Origin of the sequence: Mucilaginibacter celer, from assembly GCF_003576455.2 — a bacterium.
Taxonomy (GTDB): domain Bacteria; phylum Bacteroidota; class Bacteroidia; order Sphingobacteriales; family Sphingobacteriaceae; genus Mucilaginibacter; species Mucilaginibacter celer.
On sequence record NZ_CP032869.1, the window covers coordinates 5,878,646 to 5,893,956 of the forward strand.

Annotated in this window: 12 protein-coding genes and 1 pseudogene; 8 read left to right on the top strand and 5 right to left on the bottom strand. The window is 43.6% G+C overall.

Annotated elements, in window-relative coordinates; translation table 11 throughout:
• Nucleotides 1-158: 158 nt before the first annotated feature.
• The 3 genes and pseudogenes from hisS to HYN43_RS24370 form a co-directional block, all read right to left on the bottom strand.
• Entirely contained in the window at nucleotides 159-1,481 is a 1,323-nt protein-coding gene (gene hisS, locus HYN43_RS24365; RefSeq protein ID WP_425373718.1) for a histidine--tRNA ligase, read from the bottom strand.
• Between the two features lie 303 nt (nucleotides 1,482-1,784).
• Nucleotides 1,785-1,991: pseudogene (locus tag HYN43_RS31020) on the bottom strand (hypothetical protein); the annotation flags it as partial.
• Nucleotides 1,992-2,195: 204 nt separating this feature from the next.
• Nucleotides 2,196-3,245 (bottom strand): phospholipase A, encoded by a 1,050-nt coding sequence (locus tag HYN43_RS24370; protein ID WP_119406504.1) that lies wholly within the window; start codon nucleotides 3,243-3,245, stop codon nucleotides 2,196-2,198.
• Nucleotides 3,246-3,863: 618 nt separating this feature from the next.
• Between HYN43_RS24370 and HYN43_RS24380 the strand changes: the two genes are divergently transcribed.
• The 3 genes from HYN43_RS24380 to HYN43_RS24390 all read left to right on the top strand — a co-directional run bounded on the left by HYN43_RS24380 (nucleotide 3,864) and on the right by HYN43_RS24390 (nucleotide 7,064).
• Nucleotides 3,864-4,523: a 3-keto-disaccharide hydrolase gene (locus HYN43_RS24380; RefSeq protein WP_205589821.1), complete on the top strand. Its 660-nt coding sequence runs from the start codon at nucleotides 3,864-3,866 to the stop codon at nucleotides 4,521-4,523.
• A 135-nt stretch (nucleotides 4,524-4,658) separates the two neighbouring features.
• Complete coding sequence (locus HYN43_RS24385) at nucleotides 4,659-6,395, top strand: GMC family oxidoreductase (protein WP_119406506.1); 1,737 nt, start codon at nucleotides 4,659-4,661, stop codon at nucleotides 6,393-6,395.
• A 21-nt stretch (nucleotides 6,396-6,416) separates the two neighbouring features.
• Entirely contained in the window at nucleotides 6,417-7,064 is a 648-nt protein-coding gene (locus HYN43_RS24390) for a gluconate 2-dehydrogenase subunit 3 family protein (protein WP_119406507.1), read from the top strand.
• Between the two features lie 221 nt (nucleotides 7,065-7,285).
• Here the strand turns inward: HYN43_RS24390 and HYN43_RS24395 are convergent, their stop codons facing one another.
• Entirely contained in the window at nucleotides 7,286-8,854 is a 1,569-nt protein-coding gene (locus tag HYN43_RS24395; protein ID WP_119406508.1) for an alpha-amylase family glycosyl hydrolase, read from the bottom strand.
• A 299-nt stretch (nucleotides 8,855-9,153) separates the two neighbouring features.
• Between HYN43_RS24395 and HYN43_RS24400 the strand changes: the two genes are divergently transcribed.
• The 4 genes from HYN43_RS24400 (at nucleotide 9,154) to HYN43_RS24420 (ending at nucleotide 12,831) form a co-directional block, all read left to right on the top strand.
• Complete coding sequence (locus HYN43_RS24400; RefSeq protein ID WP_119406509.1) at nucleotides 9,154-10,275, top strand: alcohol dehydrogenase catalytic domain-containing protein; 1,122 nt, start codon at nucleotides 9,154-9,156, stop codon at nucleotides 10,273-10,275.
• A gap of 8 nt (nucleotides 10,276-10,283) precedes the next feature.
• Nucleotides 10,284-11,081 carry an alpha/beta hydrolase gene (locus tag HYN43_RS24405; RefSeq protein ID WP_119406510.1) on the top strand — a complete coding sequence of 266 codons (798 nt, stop codon included), beginning with the start codon at nucleotides 10,284-10,286 and terminating at the stop codon, nucleotides 11,079-11,081.
• A gap of 583 nt (nucleotides 11,082-11,664) precedes the next feature.
• A complete protein-coding gene (locus HYN43_RS24415; protein ID WP_119406512.1) occupies nucleotides 11,665-12,117 on the top strand; it encodes a 3-oxoacyl-ACP synthase in 453 nt (150 codons plus the stop codon).
• A 333-nt stretch (nucleotides 12,118-12,450) separates the two neighbouring features.
• On the top strand, nucleotides 12,451-12,831 hold the full coding sequence (locus HYN43_RS24420; RefSeq protein ID WP_119406513.1) for an RNA recognition motif domain-containing protein: 381 nt from the start codon (nucleotides 12,451-12,453) through the stop codon (nucleotides 12,829-12,831).
• Between the two features lie 161 nt (nucleotides 12,832-12,992).
• On the opposite strand, the gene HYN43_RS24425 is transcribed toward HYN43_RS24420, so the two are convergent.
• Nucleotides 12,993-14,201: a GAF domain-containing sensor histidine kinase gene (locus HYN43_RS24425; protein ID WP_119406514.1), complete on the bottom strand. Its 1,209-nt coding sequence runs from the start codon at nucleotides 14,199-14,201 to the stop codon at nucleotides 12,993-12,995.
• 216 nt (nucleotides 14,202-14,417) lie between these two features.
• Here HYN43_RS24425 and HYN43_RS24430 point away from each other — a divergent pair, with 216 nt between their 5' ends.
• Nucleotides 14,418-15,266, top strand: coding sequence for a dienelactone hydrolase family protein (locus HYN43_RS24430; protein ID WP_119406515.1), 849 nt, complete (start codon nucleotides 14,418-14,420; stop codon nucleotides 15,264-15,266).
• The last annotated feature ends 45 nt before the right edge of the window (nucleotides 15,267-15,311 follow it).

The following is a 15,311-nucleotide window of genomic DNA, read 5'->3' on the forward strand; positions in this document are numbered from 1 at the left end:
AAACCTCTTTCTTTTTATATCTCCTACCGCTGCTACGCGTTAAAAAATCAAATCATAATAAGCATACAGCTGGGCGCCTCAAATAATCAGTGTAATCATAACTCAATCGGTGTAATCCCAAAAGAAAAAATCAGCGAAATCAACGTAATCACTCCAAATCAACGGTTCAGTTTCTCCACTATCTCATCCGCCGTCAGTTTCTCCTGCTCCCCGCTGGTCATATCTTTAAAGCTCAACAATCCACTCTGCATTTCATCGGCGCCAATCACAACCACATAAGGGATGTTTTTATTATTGGCGTACTCCATTTGTTTTTTAATCTTGGCCCCGGCAGGATAGAGTTCCGCGTTAATATTGTTGCGGCGTAACTGCATTAGTAGAGGCAGTGCATAAAGCTCACCCCCTTTATCAAAATTACAGATCAGTACCTTGGTGGTTTGGTTACTATCGGCAGGGAAAAGGTTAAGCTCTTCCAGTACATCATAAATCCTATCGGCACCAAAAGAGATCCCTGCACCGGTTAGGCCTTTTAAACCGAACATGCCGGTAAGGTCATCATAACGGCCACCGCCGCCAATGCTACCCATATTTACCTCGTTGGTTTTAACCTCGAATATGGCACCGGTATAGTAGTTTAAGCCACGGGCAAGGGTAATATCCAGTTCCAGTTTGGCGGTTTGCAGCGGACAGCGTTCAATATAGCCGAAAACGGTTTCTATCTCGTCGCAACCTTTTAAGCCGATTTCTGATGATGCCAAAGCTTCGCGCAGGCTGGCCAGCTTTTCAACATTGTTTCCTTCAAGCAGGATAACAGGTTTTAATTTGTCGATATCGGCATCAGTAAAACCTTTTTCAAGCAGCTCTTTTATTACGCCATCCAAGCCAATTTTATCCAGCTTATCTATCGCTACAGTCAAATCAATAATGTTATCAGCTTTGTTTATAACTTGCGCAATTCCTGATAGTATTTTTCTATTATTGATTTTTATGCTGAAATCTTTAAGGCCGAGCTTGGTTAAAGCTTCATCATAAATCATCACAAATTCAGCCTCATTCAATAACGAATCAGAACCAACTACATCGGCATCGCATTGGTAAAACTCGCGATAACGGCCTCGTTGAGGACGATCTGCGCGCCAAACCGGCTGCACCTGGAAGCGCTTGAACGGGAAGGTGATCTCGTTTTGGTGTTGTACAACGTAGCGCGCGAAGGGCACGGTAAGGTCGTAACGGAGGGCTTTTTTAGATATATTGGGAGATAATTTAGAAGGCGATAAACTTTTTTTAATCAATATTTCAAAATTGATAAGTCGTTCTAAAGTGGAGTTTGTTTTGATTAGAAATTTAAACCCCTTAAGAATCTCAGAATATCTTTCATTCGGATTATTGATTGATAAATAATATCTAAATCGGTTTTTATATGGTTTAAATTTTTCCGCATCACCCTTGTTAAATAGGTATTTCACAAAAGCATTTTTGATGAAAAAGAAATATTGAGGGGGACTGCTTATTTCTGTGTTGAATAGATTAGATTTTAAAAACCAAGGTAAATCCTCTTTAATTTCTAAGTCGCTTTTACTTATTATAACATTATCGAGATAAGCAATTTGCTCCGAAAATTCTTCAGCGAGTTTCAAAAAGGTTTCCTTTACCTCACTTTCAACAGGCGTGTTTTGATAGTCTTCGATCAGCTTATTTGTAATCCCTGAAGTGTATTCTCCCGATTCCAAGACCTTAAATATTAATCTATCTCCCTCTTCGCCATATTTACCCATTAGAGTATCGAAGTTTTCCATAGTCGGCGTTTCTATTTGCTGATAGCCGTATTTGCGGAAAACAGATTTGATCGTATCGAAAATATAGTTGCGTTTCACCATTTCAGCAGGTGAAAAATCGCGGGTGCCTTTGGGTACAGATGGTTTAATGGATGCCATGCGGCAAATGTACAAAAAAGCGGGGTATGCTTGTTTGGCATGGTGATTACTTTGCATGTGAGCCACAAGCCACAGGCTTGCGGCAGCGATTAACAAGAAAGGTGGTTTCGTGTGTGAAACCACCTTTCTTGTTCCCTCCACGTCATTGCGAGGTACGAAGCAATCCCCGATTAGCAGGGCGGCTATGCAAGTCCCCCTGTATAGTTTGGGATTGCTTCGTACCTCGCAATGACGTGATGGTAGATGTGTGTGAGAAAAAATTTAACGCTTATGCGCATTAAAGCTCAAACTCGTAGCAAAGCCTATAGTCATATAAGCGTAACTATCCTCAAAAAACTGGTTATAATCATCCTGGCCGCGATAGCCACCGCCAACCATAAGCGCGGCATCCGGCATAAACGGAAACTGGTAGTAGTATTTCAGGCTCACGTTTAGTCGCTTTTTAAAGTTAAAATGCGAGTAGTCGTCATACTTATCGGCAATGTATGTGAAGTCGAAGCGGATGCGCTGCCAGTTTTGGTAGATTTTTTTGGTTTTATCAGTTGGGTCAACCTCTGCCTTGGCAAAGTTGTACATGCGGCTGCCATTAATACGGATAAAGCCGTAGTGATCTTTCAGTCCTTCAGATAAGCCAAGGTTAAACAAGCCGGCATGAACTTCCAGTCCCAAATTATCATACCGCTGAATAATGAGATCTTTTTTATCGATGCGTTTACCGTTGTAAAAAGTAAGGGTATAAAAGTTGGTAGTGAATTTACCGCTATCACGGTTAAAACTGCCATCCGGATTAAGCGATGGGCCGCGTACCCCGTTTGAGTGGTGCGAATAACCGAATGATAAAAACTGCGGTTTATAAGTATCGGCATTAAGCCTGTAAAAGAAGGTTAAGCCCGGCATAAAGCTTGGCGATTTTACGGGTGCGCCCTGTGATGATAGTAAACGGATTTTCACCCTTGCTGTGAACACAGCATATAGTGGAGACTTTGGCGTATTGAACAAAACAAAGTTAGGAGCAAGATCGGCCGTTAACTGTGTTTTTATTTTGTTGAAGTAATCGTTACCCCCTTCGGATACACGCAGATTTTGCTCATAAATATGACCGAATGCCTGGTTAACTAAGCGTTTTTTAATTAACGCACTGTCGGCTGTAGTATCAGCCGGGGCATTATAACGAATGTCCGCCGAGGCTGTAAATCCATCGGCTAAAATAAAAAGAAAGATTGCGCAGACAGTTTTAAGCGCAGTAGCAGCTAAGCGACGGGATAAAACAGGCTTCGCGAAAGCCGGTTTTACAGAAGTAAAATTGATCAATGTATTGTGTATTATTTTTACCGATAATGCCTGAAATAGAACTGTTTGTATTTCAATGTGTCATGTTAAAACACTGTTAACAATAACGGCGCAATATTACTTATTATAAGTTTTTGTTTAATTAGGAATGTGTCAGTATTAAGTAAATGTATGGGGCGAAAAAAACTCGCATCTTGAGAGGGCGCGCGGTGGATAGAGCGAGAGCTGGGGTGTGTTATACGAGCGATAAACACACGCAGAATAACACACCCCTCTATCCCTCTCAAGAGGGGAATTGCACAATTCCACCGCTTTTCGTATTTCTTCATGAGGCTCATCCACCCCAAATTATCCATTGTAACCAAGCTTTTACCTCTTTTTTAACAGGCGTATACTTAATTTTTGCGATAATCGTTTTAGCATTGAAAAAATGCCAATATATTTAACCCAACCTTAAGGCGTTTTGCTTTAATTTGTAATTAAAACGTTTTATCAACCTGCCGCAATTAAACCATCGGTATGTTTGTAAACCTTAAGTTTACCTGAGAGAAGAAAAACAATGAAACCAAAAAACGGGGCTGTCTTAACCAACCAAAACTTATACCCGATAGCTCTGCCTACATTTAACAATTATAACTTATGAAAAAGATGATGCTTGGCCTGATGGCCATCCCTGCCTTTTGCCTGTCGGTATCGGCCCAGACCAAACTGTTCGACGGTAAAACCACCAAAGGCTGGCACACCTATTTAAAACAGGAAGTTACGGGCTGGAAAGTTGTTGATGGCGCACTGCAGCTTGACCCCGCTGCACAAGGCCACGGCGACCTGGTTACCGACGGCGAGTACGAAAACTACGAACTTACCTTAGAGTGGAATATTACAAAGGAAGGCAACAGCGGCATCATCTTCGGTGTTCATGAAGATCCCGAATTTGGCGCTACCTACCTAACCGGTATGGAAATGCAGGTATTGGATAACAAGGATGCCAGCGACAATAAAAAAGAAAACCACCTTGCAGGCTCATTATATGATATGATAGCCCCATCAAAAGATGTATGCAAACCGGCCGGCGAATGGAATAAAGTGAAACTACGCAAAAAGGACGGCCAACTTACCTTTTGGCTTAACGGCACCCAGATTGTTGATATAAAAATGGGTAGCGACGAATGGAACAAAGCGCTTGCCGATAGCAAATTCAAAAACTGGAAAGGTTTTGCACAATACCCTAAAGGTCACATTGCCCTGCAGGATCATGGCCACCTGGTAAGCTACCGTAACATTAAACTGAAAGAGCTTTAATATTTTACCGAACAGGGTTTGTAATAGCGCCTTGTTTGATATATTTACCAAAACTTAAATTATGTTTAGCATACCATCCGGTGTGCACAAATATTTCTCCTCGCAAAACAAAAGAAGGATACTTTTTGATACGATATGAGCGATCTGCAAATTAAAAAATCATCAACCACTTATGATGTGGTTATTGTTGGTTCGGGCGCGGGCGGCGGTATGGCCGGTTATGTGCTGGCCAATGCCGGTGTAAAAGTTTTAATGCTTGAGGCCGGTGCTTACTTTGATCCCGCTAAAGATTCACAGCAACTAAAATGGCCGTGGGAATCACCACGTCGCGGTGCCGGCACCACCCGCCCTTTCGGCGATTTTGATGCTGCCTTTGGCGGCTGGCAAATTGACGGCGAGCCCTATACCACCAAAGACAACACCGAGTTTTTCTGGTTCCGCTCGCGTATGCTGGGTGGCCGTACCAATCACTGGGGCCGGATCTCATTAAGGATGGGTCCGAAAGATTTCCAGGCCAAAGATGGCCTTACCGATGATTGGCCAATTACGTATGATGATGTAAAACCATACTACGATAAGGTTGACCGTATGATTGGGGTTTACGGCACGAAAGAAAATTTAGAAAACGAGCCGGATGGCATCTTCCTCCCTCCGCCAAAACCAAGACTTAACGAGCTGTACATTGTACAGGGCGCTCAAAAAGCAGGTGTAAAAATTATCCCGGGCCGTGGTTCGGTATTAACCGAGGCTTTGCCGGGTAATAAAGATCGTGGCGCATGTTTCTTCTGCGGGCAGTGCGGCCGCAGCTGTAAAGTTTACGGCGATTTCTCGGCATCATCATGTTTGGTGATCCCGGCTATTAAAACCGGTAACCTGAAAGTGATCCCTAATGCCATGGTGCGCGAAGTGATCACCAATAAAGAAGGCATCGCAACCGGCGTATCCTACATAAGCAAGGATGATATGCAGGAATACCAGGTAAATGCCAAAGTAGTAGTACTGGGCGCAAGCGCGGGCGAATCGGCAAGGATCCTGTTAAACTCAAAATCAGAAGCGCATCCGGGCGGTTTAGCTAACAGCAGCGGTGTTGTTGGTAGGTATCTGCACGATTCTACAGGCTCAAGCGCTGGTGGTTTCCTTCCGCAACTGATGGACCGCAAACGTTATAACGAAGATGGCGTAGGCAGTGTGCACATCTACTCGCCATGGTGGCTGGACAATAAAAAATTGGACTTCCCCCGCGGTTATCACATCGAGTACGGCGGCGGCTTCCACATGCCATCGTACGGTTTCGGCGGCGGTATCCAGAATATGAACGGTGCCGTTCCTGGTCGTGATGGTAAAATGAAAGAGGCCGGTGGTTACGGCGCTTCACTGAAAGATGATTATCGTCGTTTTTACGGTACGCAGTTCGGCATGGCCGGCCGTGGTACAGCCATTGCCCGTTACGATAACTATTGCGAGATTGACCCTAACGTGGTTGATAAATATGGCATCCCGGTATTGCGTTTCCACTACAAATGGGCTCCTGAAGAAATTAAGCAGGCCAAACACATGCAGGAAACTTTCCAGGAAATTATGCACAATATGGGTGGTGCCATTTACGGTCCGCCGCAAGGCCCTGAAACCAATTACGGCTTAGAGGCACCGGGTAAAATTATCCATGAGGTAGGTACTATCCGTATGGGTAACGATCCTAAGAAGTCGGCCCTGAACAAATATTGCCAGGCACATGATTGTAAAAACCTGTTTGTGGTTGATGCCGCTCCGTTTGTACAACAAGGCGATAAAAACGCAACATGGACAATCCTTGCCCTATCTATGCGTACCGCCGAATACATTTTACAGGAAAGAAAAAAATTAAACGTTTAACAAGCAATCCAATAACATATCATGAACAGACGTGACTCCCTTAAAGCATTAGGCTTTACCACACTATCGGCAGGATTATTACTGGAAGCCTGTAAAACCGATACTAAAAAAGGCGCAGAAGAAACAACCACAGCCGCCGCAGGCGACGAGGTTGGCCGCCAGCCCTTTGAGGTTGAGCGTGACAAAAAACTGCATGCCGACAAATTTTTTACCACCGCTGAAATGGCAACCATCACCGTACTGGCCGATATCATTATCCCTAAGGATGATAAATCGGGCAGCGCTTCAGATGCCAAAGTACCCGATTTTATCGAGTTTATTGTAAAAGACATGCCCGATCATCAAACCCCTATGCGCGGTGGTTTACGTTGGTTAGATCTGCAATGCCTTAACCGCTTCGGTAAGCCATTTACTGATTGCACTAAAGATCAGCAGATCCAGCTGGTTGATATGATAGCCTACCCTAACAAAGCCAAACCCGAAATGGCTCAAGGCGTAGCCTTCTTTAACCGCATGCGCGATTTGACCGCCTCAGGCTTTTTCACCAGCGAAATGGGTGTAAAGGACGTAGGTTTTGCCGGCAACCAACCCGGCAAATGGACAGGTGTTCCTGAAGATATCCTGAAACATTACGGTATGGAGAATGTGAAAGCTTCGGCTTCGATGTAATAGGTACTAAAACAGATATAAATAAAAAAGGGGCTTAACGCCCTTTTTTTATTTACTGCATCTCGCGTTACAAACGCGAAACCATGTTAAGCGCTCGTTGCAAACGAGCGCAAGTTGTTTTTTGTTTTTATATAACCATTAGTCCTTGCGCTCATTTATAATGAGTGCTTAACATGGGTTTGCGTTTATAACGCAACCGGCTTGCCAAACAAGTACAAACATTACTTCAACTCCCACGCCCCCACCCCAAAGGGCGGCAATCTAACCACAAGCTTCCCTTCTTTCAACACCGGGCGCACATCACCAATAATGTTAACCGCGTTCCCACCTGCATTAATAACAACCTCAGCTTCCTTATCCCACAAATTAATAGCCACCAAAATAGTTTGACCGGCACTTTTACGGATAAAGGAAAAAACGTGCTCTTGATCATTATTAACAGTTTTATAGCTACCGCTGACAAAAGCAGGGTTTGCCTTACGGATGGCAATCATTTGCCGGTAATAATTCCATAACGAGTTAGGGTCGTTACGCTCTTCTTCCAGCGAGATCCCGTCGTTAGGTTTATCATCATTAAACTGATCCTTCCATGGCCCGGTTTGCTTGTACCACAATGCCATGCCTTTACCGGTATCGCTTTTATACCATTCAAAAGCCTGCCTGTCGGGTATTTCGTTGGCATCGGTAGCGCCGAAGTTTGCAGAAGTGCCTGTCATCCCCAGCTCCTGGCCGTAATAAATAGCCGGGATGCCACCCATCAGCAGGTTGAAAGCGGCACCAACTTTCAGTTTTGTCAAATCGCCTTTAACGCCATAACTAAAGCGGGGCACATCATGGTTTTCGATAAAAACCACCTGCTGCTTACCGGGAGGCAGCATAGCCAGTGTTGAATCGGCATTAGCTAAAAGCAATTTTTTATCAAATGATCGGATCGCGAAGCAGAGCCTTAAGCCAAATACACCGTCTACACCCGCATTTTGCAGGTATTCGTTACCGAGGCTAAACCAGTTAGCCTGCTCTGCCACTATTTTTATTTTCGGGTTGATAGTCCGGAGCTTAGCCAACAAGGGGTTCCAAAAAGTTTGAAACAGGTGCGGGAGGCGGCCTTTATTATCAAGGTCATCCATCATATGGTCCAGGCGGAAACCATCTACTCCATCATCAAATTTGCCATCCGCGTTAGGGTCAATCCAGTAGCTGAATAGTTTTAAATTGTATGCTTTTGAGGCTTCGCTGTTAAGGTTGGCGGTTGTTATTTTACGTGTTACGCCGTCATATCCCCTTAGGCCTGTAAGGTTAAATACAATGGTTGAAGGCTTTTTATTTTCCTTATCATCCCATAAAATATAATCACTATAGGGTGATTGGGTGTTGCCGAAAGCCTTCTTCCACCATCGTGAATCTTCGGTAACATACTGGGTTTCCATATCCATATAAAACTTCATACCCCGGCGATGGATTTCCCTGATCAGTTTCAGGTAATCGGCCATAGTGCCATACTTCGGGTCGATCTTTTCAAAATCGGCAGCGAAATAATTATGGTAAAAAGCTGATTCATATAACGGCGTAAGCAGTATGGAGGTAACCCCAAGCTGCTGCATATAATCAAGTTTCTGCCGGATGCCGTTCAGGTCGCCATGATAGTCGCCGTTACTGTCGTAAAAGCTTCGTTGAAATATATGGTAGATGATTTCGTCGTTATTTGCCGCCCCGCTTTTAAGGCTTTGACCCGCAACGGGCGTAAGCCAAAACAGTAAGCAGGCAAATGTTATCAGCCGTGTTAATTTCATGGTACATGTAATTGGTTTTTAAAGTAACGTAAAGCGCTGATAATTAACAATGATGATAAGGCTAAAAAATTGCCGATTTTATCCGCTTCGGCAAATAATTAACAAATAAACCGGTAAGACTGTATAGGATAGGGATAAAATATGCCACTTTTTGGCTAATTTGATAATGTTTTTAATATGCCTGTTAGTTTATTTTTGTTAAGTAACACGTGTTGCGCCGTGCCGCCAAAGCATTTGCAGCAGCATATTAACTATGTAAAACATATCCTGTAAATGAAATTTAATTGCCTTATTCCTGCATGAAGGCTATAACGTGTAAAGCTGCAATTGCCGATGGCAAAGGTGGTTTTTTTGTTGAGGATATTGTAGTTCAGCAGCCCCAAAACGATGAGGTATTGATAAAAATAAAGGCGGCAGGCCTTTGTCATACCGACTATGATTCGTTAAGCTGGGGTAAACAACTGATTTTGGGGCACGAGGGGGCAGGTATAGTTATAGCCACAGGGAGCGATGTTAAGAGCGTAACTGCAGGCGACAGCGTGATACTGAACTGGGCAATGCACTGTGGTAAATGCTTTCAATGCCTTGAAGGAAACCAGCATTTGTGCGAAGTGGCCTCGCCTGTTGCAGCAGGCGAAAACGGCTATACCCCCGGGCATGCCCACCTGGCCGGAACCACCCTCAATAACCAACCCATTCTGCGGTCATTCAATATTGGCACCATAGCCGAATATACTTTGGTAAAAGAATCGGCGGTGGTTAAAAACAGTTCAAAAACCATGTCGTTCCCGGCGGCAAGTATTATCAGTTGCGGGGTGATGACGGGTTATGGCTCGGTTATTAACGCAGCCAAAGTAAAAGCCGGGGCAAGTGTTGTAGTATTAGGAACCGGCGGTGTTGGCCTTAATGTTATCCAGGGGGCAAAAGTTGCCCGTGCCGGCAAGATTATCGCAATCGATATCAATGCCAAAAGGCTCGAAATGGCAATGCAATTTGGTGCTACACATACCATTTTGGCCGATAAAAATGATGCTGGCCTGCTTGAAGCAGCTAAGGAAGTAAAAAGGCTTACGGAGGGCCGCGGAGCCGATTATGCTTTTGAATGCACCGCTATTCCTGAATTAGGTGCCGCTCCGCTGGCCATGGTGCGTAATGCCGGTACTGCCGTGCAGGTAAGCGGTATTGAGCAGGAAATTACGATAGACATGCGTCTGTTTGAATGGGATAAAATATACATCAATCCGCTTTATGGCAAATGCCGCCCACAAATAGATTTGCCGCATATAGTACAGCTTTACAGTGAAGGGCACTTATTGCTTGAAGAAATGATTACACGCACTTATAATATACACGAACTGGATAACGCTTTTGATGATATGCTGCAAGGCCGCAACGCAAAAGGAGTTATCGTTTTCGACTAAACAAGCTCATGCCATTCAGAACTACAGAGATCTCCAACCCGCAATTCGAAAGTAATAATTTACGTTTTATCACGGTTAAAACCATCAACCTGAAAGGCCGGGGCGATATTTGCGTTTATGTACCGCGGGGCGTTAGCAAAACCGAAACGCTGCCCATTGTGATATTGCTGCATGGCGTATATGGCAGCGCCTGGAGCTGGGCCATGAGCGCCGGCGTGCATATCAAAACCAACGCTCTTATTGAACAGGGCGAACTGCCTAAAATGATACTGGCCATGCCATCTGATGGGCTTTGGGGCGATGGCTCGGGCTATTTGCCGCACAGTGGTCTTAATTTTGAAAAATGGATTGCCGAGGATGTGCAAACTGCCGTGGTAGAAAACATAACAGGTGCAAAACCCGATTCGCCTTTGTTTATTGCGGGGCTTTCGATGGGCGGTTTCGGTGCCTTGCGTGTGGGGGCTAAATATGGTCATAAATTTAAGGCGATAGCAGGCCATTCGTCCATTACCAGCCTGCCGCAAATCAAGCTTTTTGCCGGCGAGCCACTAAAAACATACGCCCAGGATGTGGTGGCCGACGAAGATGTACTGGCCACATTTAAAAAATACCGCGATCAGCTGCCGCCGGTAAGATTTGATTGCGGCGTCAACGATCTGCTCATTAACTATAACCGCGATCTGCATAAAAAGCTGGAGAAAGAAAAGATCCCTCACATCTACGAAGAACACCCGGGCGGACACGAGTGGGCATACTGGGGTAAGCATATCATAACAACCCTTAAGTTTTTTGCGAGTAAGCTGTAAGTTGTCTGAACCTAAATTTTAAGGAATTTAAAGGATTTTTTGAATTGGTTCAGAAGTTGTTTAGAAGCAGTGAAAGCCATTTACATATAAGTAAAACTTCATTGCCCTTGGTTTTAACCAACGGAATAATTAGCGGCGACAAGAGGGCTTCAGCCCAAATCAGCTTGCTTAGTTGGGCTAAAGCCCGGAATTTGCAGCTCTTCTTCCGTTGGTTAAAACCAACGGCTATGAGTATTTTAATTTTTAAATAGTCTATCAGCATTCTGTAGATTCTTTAAATTCTCCCAAATTCCAGTTCAGACAAATTCTAAAATTCTGTAAATTCTGATTCAGACAAACTAACAGTTGAACAATAATGTGCGATTATCATTATTTTGTCAGTTTTGATTAGTCGAACATACCATTATCACTGTTGGCTGCGTTAATCTACATTGTAGGTTAACACCTGCAAATAGTGATAAGGTTTAGGTTTAAAGCCCCCAAGCAGCGAGTGCAAGGGGGCTTTTATTTTAATAGGTGCCATTGTTTTTGCTGTGCGATATTCTTCTTTTCTTCTACCTTAGTTTTTTTGTTAATACCGTAAATGAGCGATCTTAAAAAACAACTACACCAGCTATGCATTAACTATGTGCGCAAAAGCATGGAGGCGGCCCAGGATGCAATAAATGATGCCCAAAAAGCATCAACAGATGATACCAAAAGCAGCGCAGGCGATAAGTACGAAACCGGCCGCGAAATGATGCAGCAGGAAACCGACCGTAATATGGCCCAACTTAACGAGGCTAATAAATTGCTGGTAGCCCTTAACCGAATCAGTACCGCAGGCACATCTGCAAAAGCAGAGCCCGGTAGTGTGATTAGCACCAATAACGGCAACTTTTACCTGGCCATAAGCGCAGGAAGTTTAATTTTGGATGGTAAAAGCTACTTTGCCGTATCGCCGGCATCGCCGGTAGGCAGCAAACTTATGGGGAAACAGCCTGGCGACAGCTTTATATTGAACGGCAAAACATACATTATCGAATCGGTTTTGTGATGGCTCGCTCGTCAAAGAATATTTTAAAAACACAGAGGTTGTATCTATAATCTGAAAATTTTATTGTTTTAGCGTACGTAAACGCATGAAAGGCGGTCATTTAGATATTTTTTACAAAACCATCATATTTTTAAAACAAATAATTTATGATTTTGTAATATATGGTTGCACGCAACCTTGTTTTTCGTTAATATCGAAAAAAATTAACTTTTTTTAAAAATAAAAGCACTCATTCACACAAACATGCAGTAATCATCAAATATCTATTGCTATATTTGATGATAACAAAACGTGGGTAATTAACAAAGCATACCCATTAAAAACTAAATATTAATGAACATATTCGTAGGAAGTCTTCCTTTTTCTTTAGGGGAAGCCGATTTAAGACAGCTTTTCGAAGCTTATGGTGAAGTTAACTCCGTAAAAATTATTATTGACAGGGAATCAGGAAGAAGCAAAGGGTTCGGATTCATTGAAATGGCAGATGATGAAGCAGGACAACAAGCTATCAGCGGCCTTAACGGTTCAGAAGTTAAAGGAAGATCAATTGCAGTAAGCCAGGCAGAAGAAAAAAAACCAGGCGGTGATCGCAGAAGCAGCGGTGGTGGTTACGGTGGTGGCAACCGCAGTGGCGGTGGTTACGGTGGCGGCAACCGTGGCGGTGGCGGCGGTTACTCGCGCGATAACCGTGGCGGCGGCGGCAAAAGCTGGTAAAAATATATTAAATTAAAATACCGGGTTTTCCCAATCCGGTATTTTAATTTAAAAGTACGCTTACATCTACCTTTTCAGAAAAACAATTCTTTTTTAATCGGGTTACCGCACCGGCGGGGTTTCCTATGTTCAAAAAATATATTTTCTGAAAGCTTTGTGTGCTATTGCCGTATTTGAGGTAACCTAACCTCAAATACCGAACCCTCATTGGGTTTTGAATAGATATTTACCGAGCCATTTAACGTATCAATAAGATGTTTCACCAATGCGAGGCCGAAACCAAAACCGGCCTCGCTGGCTGTTCCTTCTGTTGAGGTGGCATTGCCTTGTAATATTTTCTCAATGCCCTTTTCATCAATGCCGGTGCCGTTATCCTTTACCCTTATTTGAAGGGTACTATCGGTATCATTTACCTCGAGGCTTAATTCAACTTCAACATGGCCGCCCGGCGGGGTAAATTTAATGGCGTTTGAAATAAGGTTGCCGGTTATTTGCAACAATTTATTCTTAGCAAGCGGGATTTGCTCTGAGTTGGCCGATGTGCTAACCGTAAGCTGGATGTTTTTGTTACGGGCTTGTGGTATAAACAGTCGCTCCAGTTTATCTTTAAATACCAACAGGGTAAATTCGTTGCTGTTTGCAGCTGGTTTAAGATCTTTTTTATCGGCACTTAATATTTCATCGGCCAAATCAAGTATGGAACGGCCGCTTCTGTGGATTAGCTGCATAAATTCCAACACCTCTTCTATCTGGTTGTCTTCGCCCTGCTCGGCAATGAGCTGGGCTAATCCAATGATGCCACTTAACGGGCCCCTGATATCATGGGCAACCTTTTTTTGTGTTTCGCGAGCTTCAGTTAGTTTGTTTTTTAATTTACTGATCACTTTAATATCATATAGCCGACTCACAATCTCGTCGGCAATGATTTTTAATAGTTCAACCTTTTCGGGCGAGAGTTCCCTGGCATTTTTATCCAGCACGCATAGCGCCCCTATGTTGTGGTTGCTTTTTGTTTTTAGGGGGATGCCGTAATAATACCGTAGTTTGGGCTCGTCGGTTACATAAAATTTATCTTTAAAGCGTTCATCGTTTTGCAGGTCTTCCACCTCAAAATGTTCGCCGTTAATGATGGTATACTGGCAAACTGAATCTTCACGGGGCATCTGCTCAATTTCGAGGCCGTGACCGCTAATGCTCCACTGCGTAAAAGAATCAATCAGGTTTACCAGTGAGATCTCCGTACCGGCTACTTTTGCGGCAAGTTTGGCAAGGTCCTTAAAGTTGTCTTTATACTCGGCGTAATCAAGGTCGAAATCAGAAAGAGATAATAACCTGTCCATTTCGTTTTGAGGAATAGGAGGTGTCGGCATAATTGTGTGATATATTAAATATTAATATGTTAGCGGTTATACGCTCGTTATTGGTTTATTCTAACGACCCTTTTTAGGTAATTTTATCGTTAGCTAAGATAGAAACAAAGTATGAACATCATAGTGTTATATTAAAGTGGTTAAAAAATGAGATCGTTAGCAACCGGTTTTTGCGGCCACGCGTATTTTTAATAAATTCGTATTAAATCAATCCTCATGAAAAAAATCGTCCTGTTAACATTGTTTATGGGTTTTACAGCCCTGGCCTTTGCCCAGCGCAAAGTGGTTTGCTGCAGTAACCCCTCATCGGCAACACAACAGTTTGCCATGCTGGCTTCAAATCCGGTCTTTAAAATGTCGCACAAAAACCCGCTGCCTATCCGTTTTCAAAGCAGTATCGGTCAATCCATCACCTATAAAACACCCGATGGAAAAGAAGCTACCGCTTTTTTTATGAAAGCCAAAAAGCCAACCGACAACTATTTATTTGTTATACACGAGTGGTGGGGCCTTAATGATTACGTAAAAAAAGAATCGGAAAAGTTATACAACGATCTGGGCAACGTAAACATCATCGATCTTGACCTGTACGATGGCAAAGTTGCCACCACCCGCGAAGACGCAGGTAAATTTATGCAGGCCGTTAATGATGACAGGGCCCGCGCCATTGTAAACGGTGCCATAACTTATGCAGGCCCCAAGGCGCATATTGCAACTATTGGCTGGTGCTTTGGCGGCGGCTGGAGCCTGCAAACCAGTTTGCTGGCCGGTAAAAAAGCAGCAGGCTGTGTAATGTACTATGGCATGCCCGAGCAGGATGTAGCAAAACTTAAAACCCTTAACGCCGATGTACTGGGCAACTTTGCCAATAAAGACCAGTGGATAAACCCAAAGGTTGTAGCCAAATTTGAAGCAGATATGAAAGCCGCCGGTAAAAAACTTTCGGTACACCAATACGACGCCGACCATGGTTTTGCGAACCCCAGCAACCCGATATACAACAGCGAAGCCACAAAAGATGCATATACCAATACCCTCGCATTTTTAAAAGCCCGGCTTAAGTGAACAAAAGGAACTAAGTAGTGTTATATGGGGCAGGCAAAACCTTGC

What these genes read in the sequence shown, in the direction of transcription:
- HYN43_RS24380 (WP_205589821.1), top strand. Translation starts at nt 3,864, where the DNA reads ATGAAAAAGATGATGCTTGGCCTGATGGCCATCCCTGCCTTTTGCCTG.
- HYN43_RS24385 (WP_119406506.1), top strand. Translation starts at nt 4,659, where the DNA reads ATGAGCGATCTGCAAATTAAAAAATCATCAACCACTTATGATGTGGTT.
- HYN43_RS24390 (WP_119406507.1), top strand. Translation starts at nt 6,417, where the DNA reads ATGAACAGACGTGACTCCCTTAAAGCATTAGGCTTTACCACACTATCG.
- HYN43_RS24395 (WP_119406508.1), bottom strand. Translation starts at nt 8,854, where the DNA reads ATGAAATTAACACGGCTGATAACATTTGCCTGCTTACTGTTTTGGCTT.
- HYN43_RS24400 (WP_119406509.1), top strand. Translation starts at nt 9,154, where the DNA reads ATGAAGGCTATAACGTGTAAAGCTGCAATTGCCGATGGCAAAGGTGGT.
- HYN43_RS24405 (WP_119406510.1), top strand. Translation starts at nt 10,284, where the DNA reads ATGCCATTCAGAACTACAGAGATCTCCAACCCGCAATTCGAAAGTAAT.
- HYN43_RS24415 (WP_119406512.1), top strand. Translation starts at nt 11,665, where the DNA reads ATGAGCGATCTTAAAAAACAACTACACCAGCTATGCATTAACTATGTG.
- HYN43_RS24420 (WP_119406513.1), top strand. Translation starts at nt 12,451, where the DNA reads ATGAACATATTCGTAGGAAGTCTTCCTTTTTCTTTAGGGGAAGCCGAT.
- HYN43_RS24425 (WP_119406514.1), bottom strand. Translation starts at nt 14,201, where the DNA reads ATGCCGACACCTCCTATTCCTCAAAACGAAATGGACAGGTTATTATCT.
- HYN43_RS24430 (WP_119406515.1), top strand. Translation starts at nt 14,418, where the DNA reads ATGAAAAAAATCGTCCTGTTAACATTGTTTATGGGTTTTACAGCCCTG.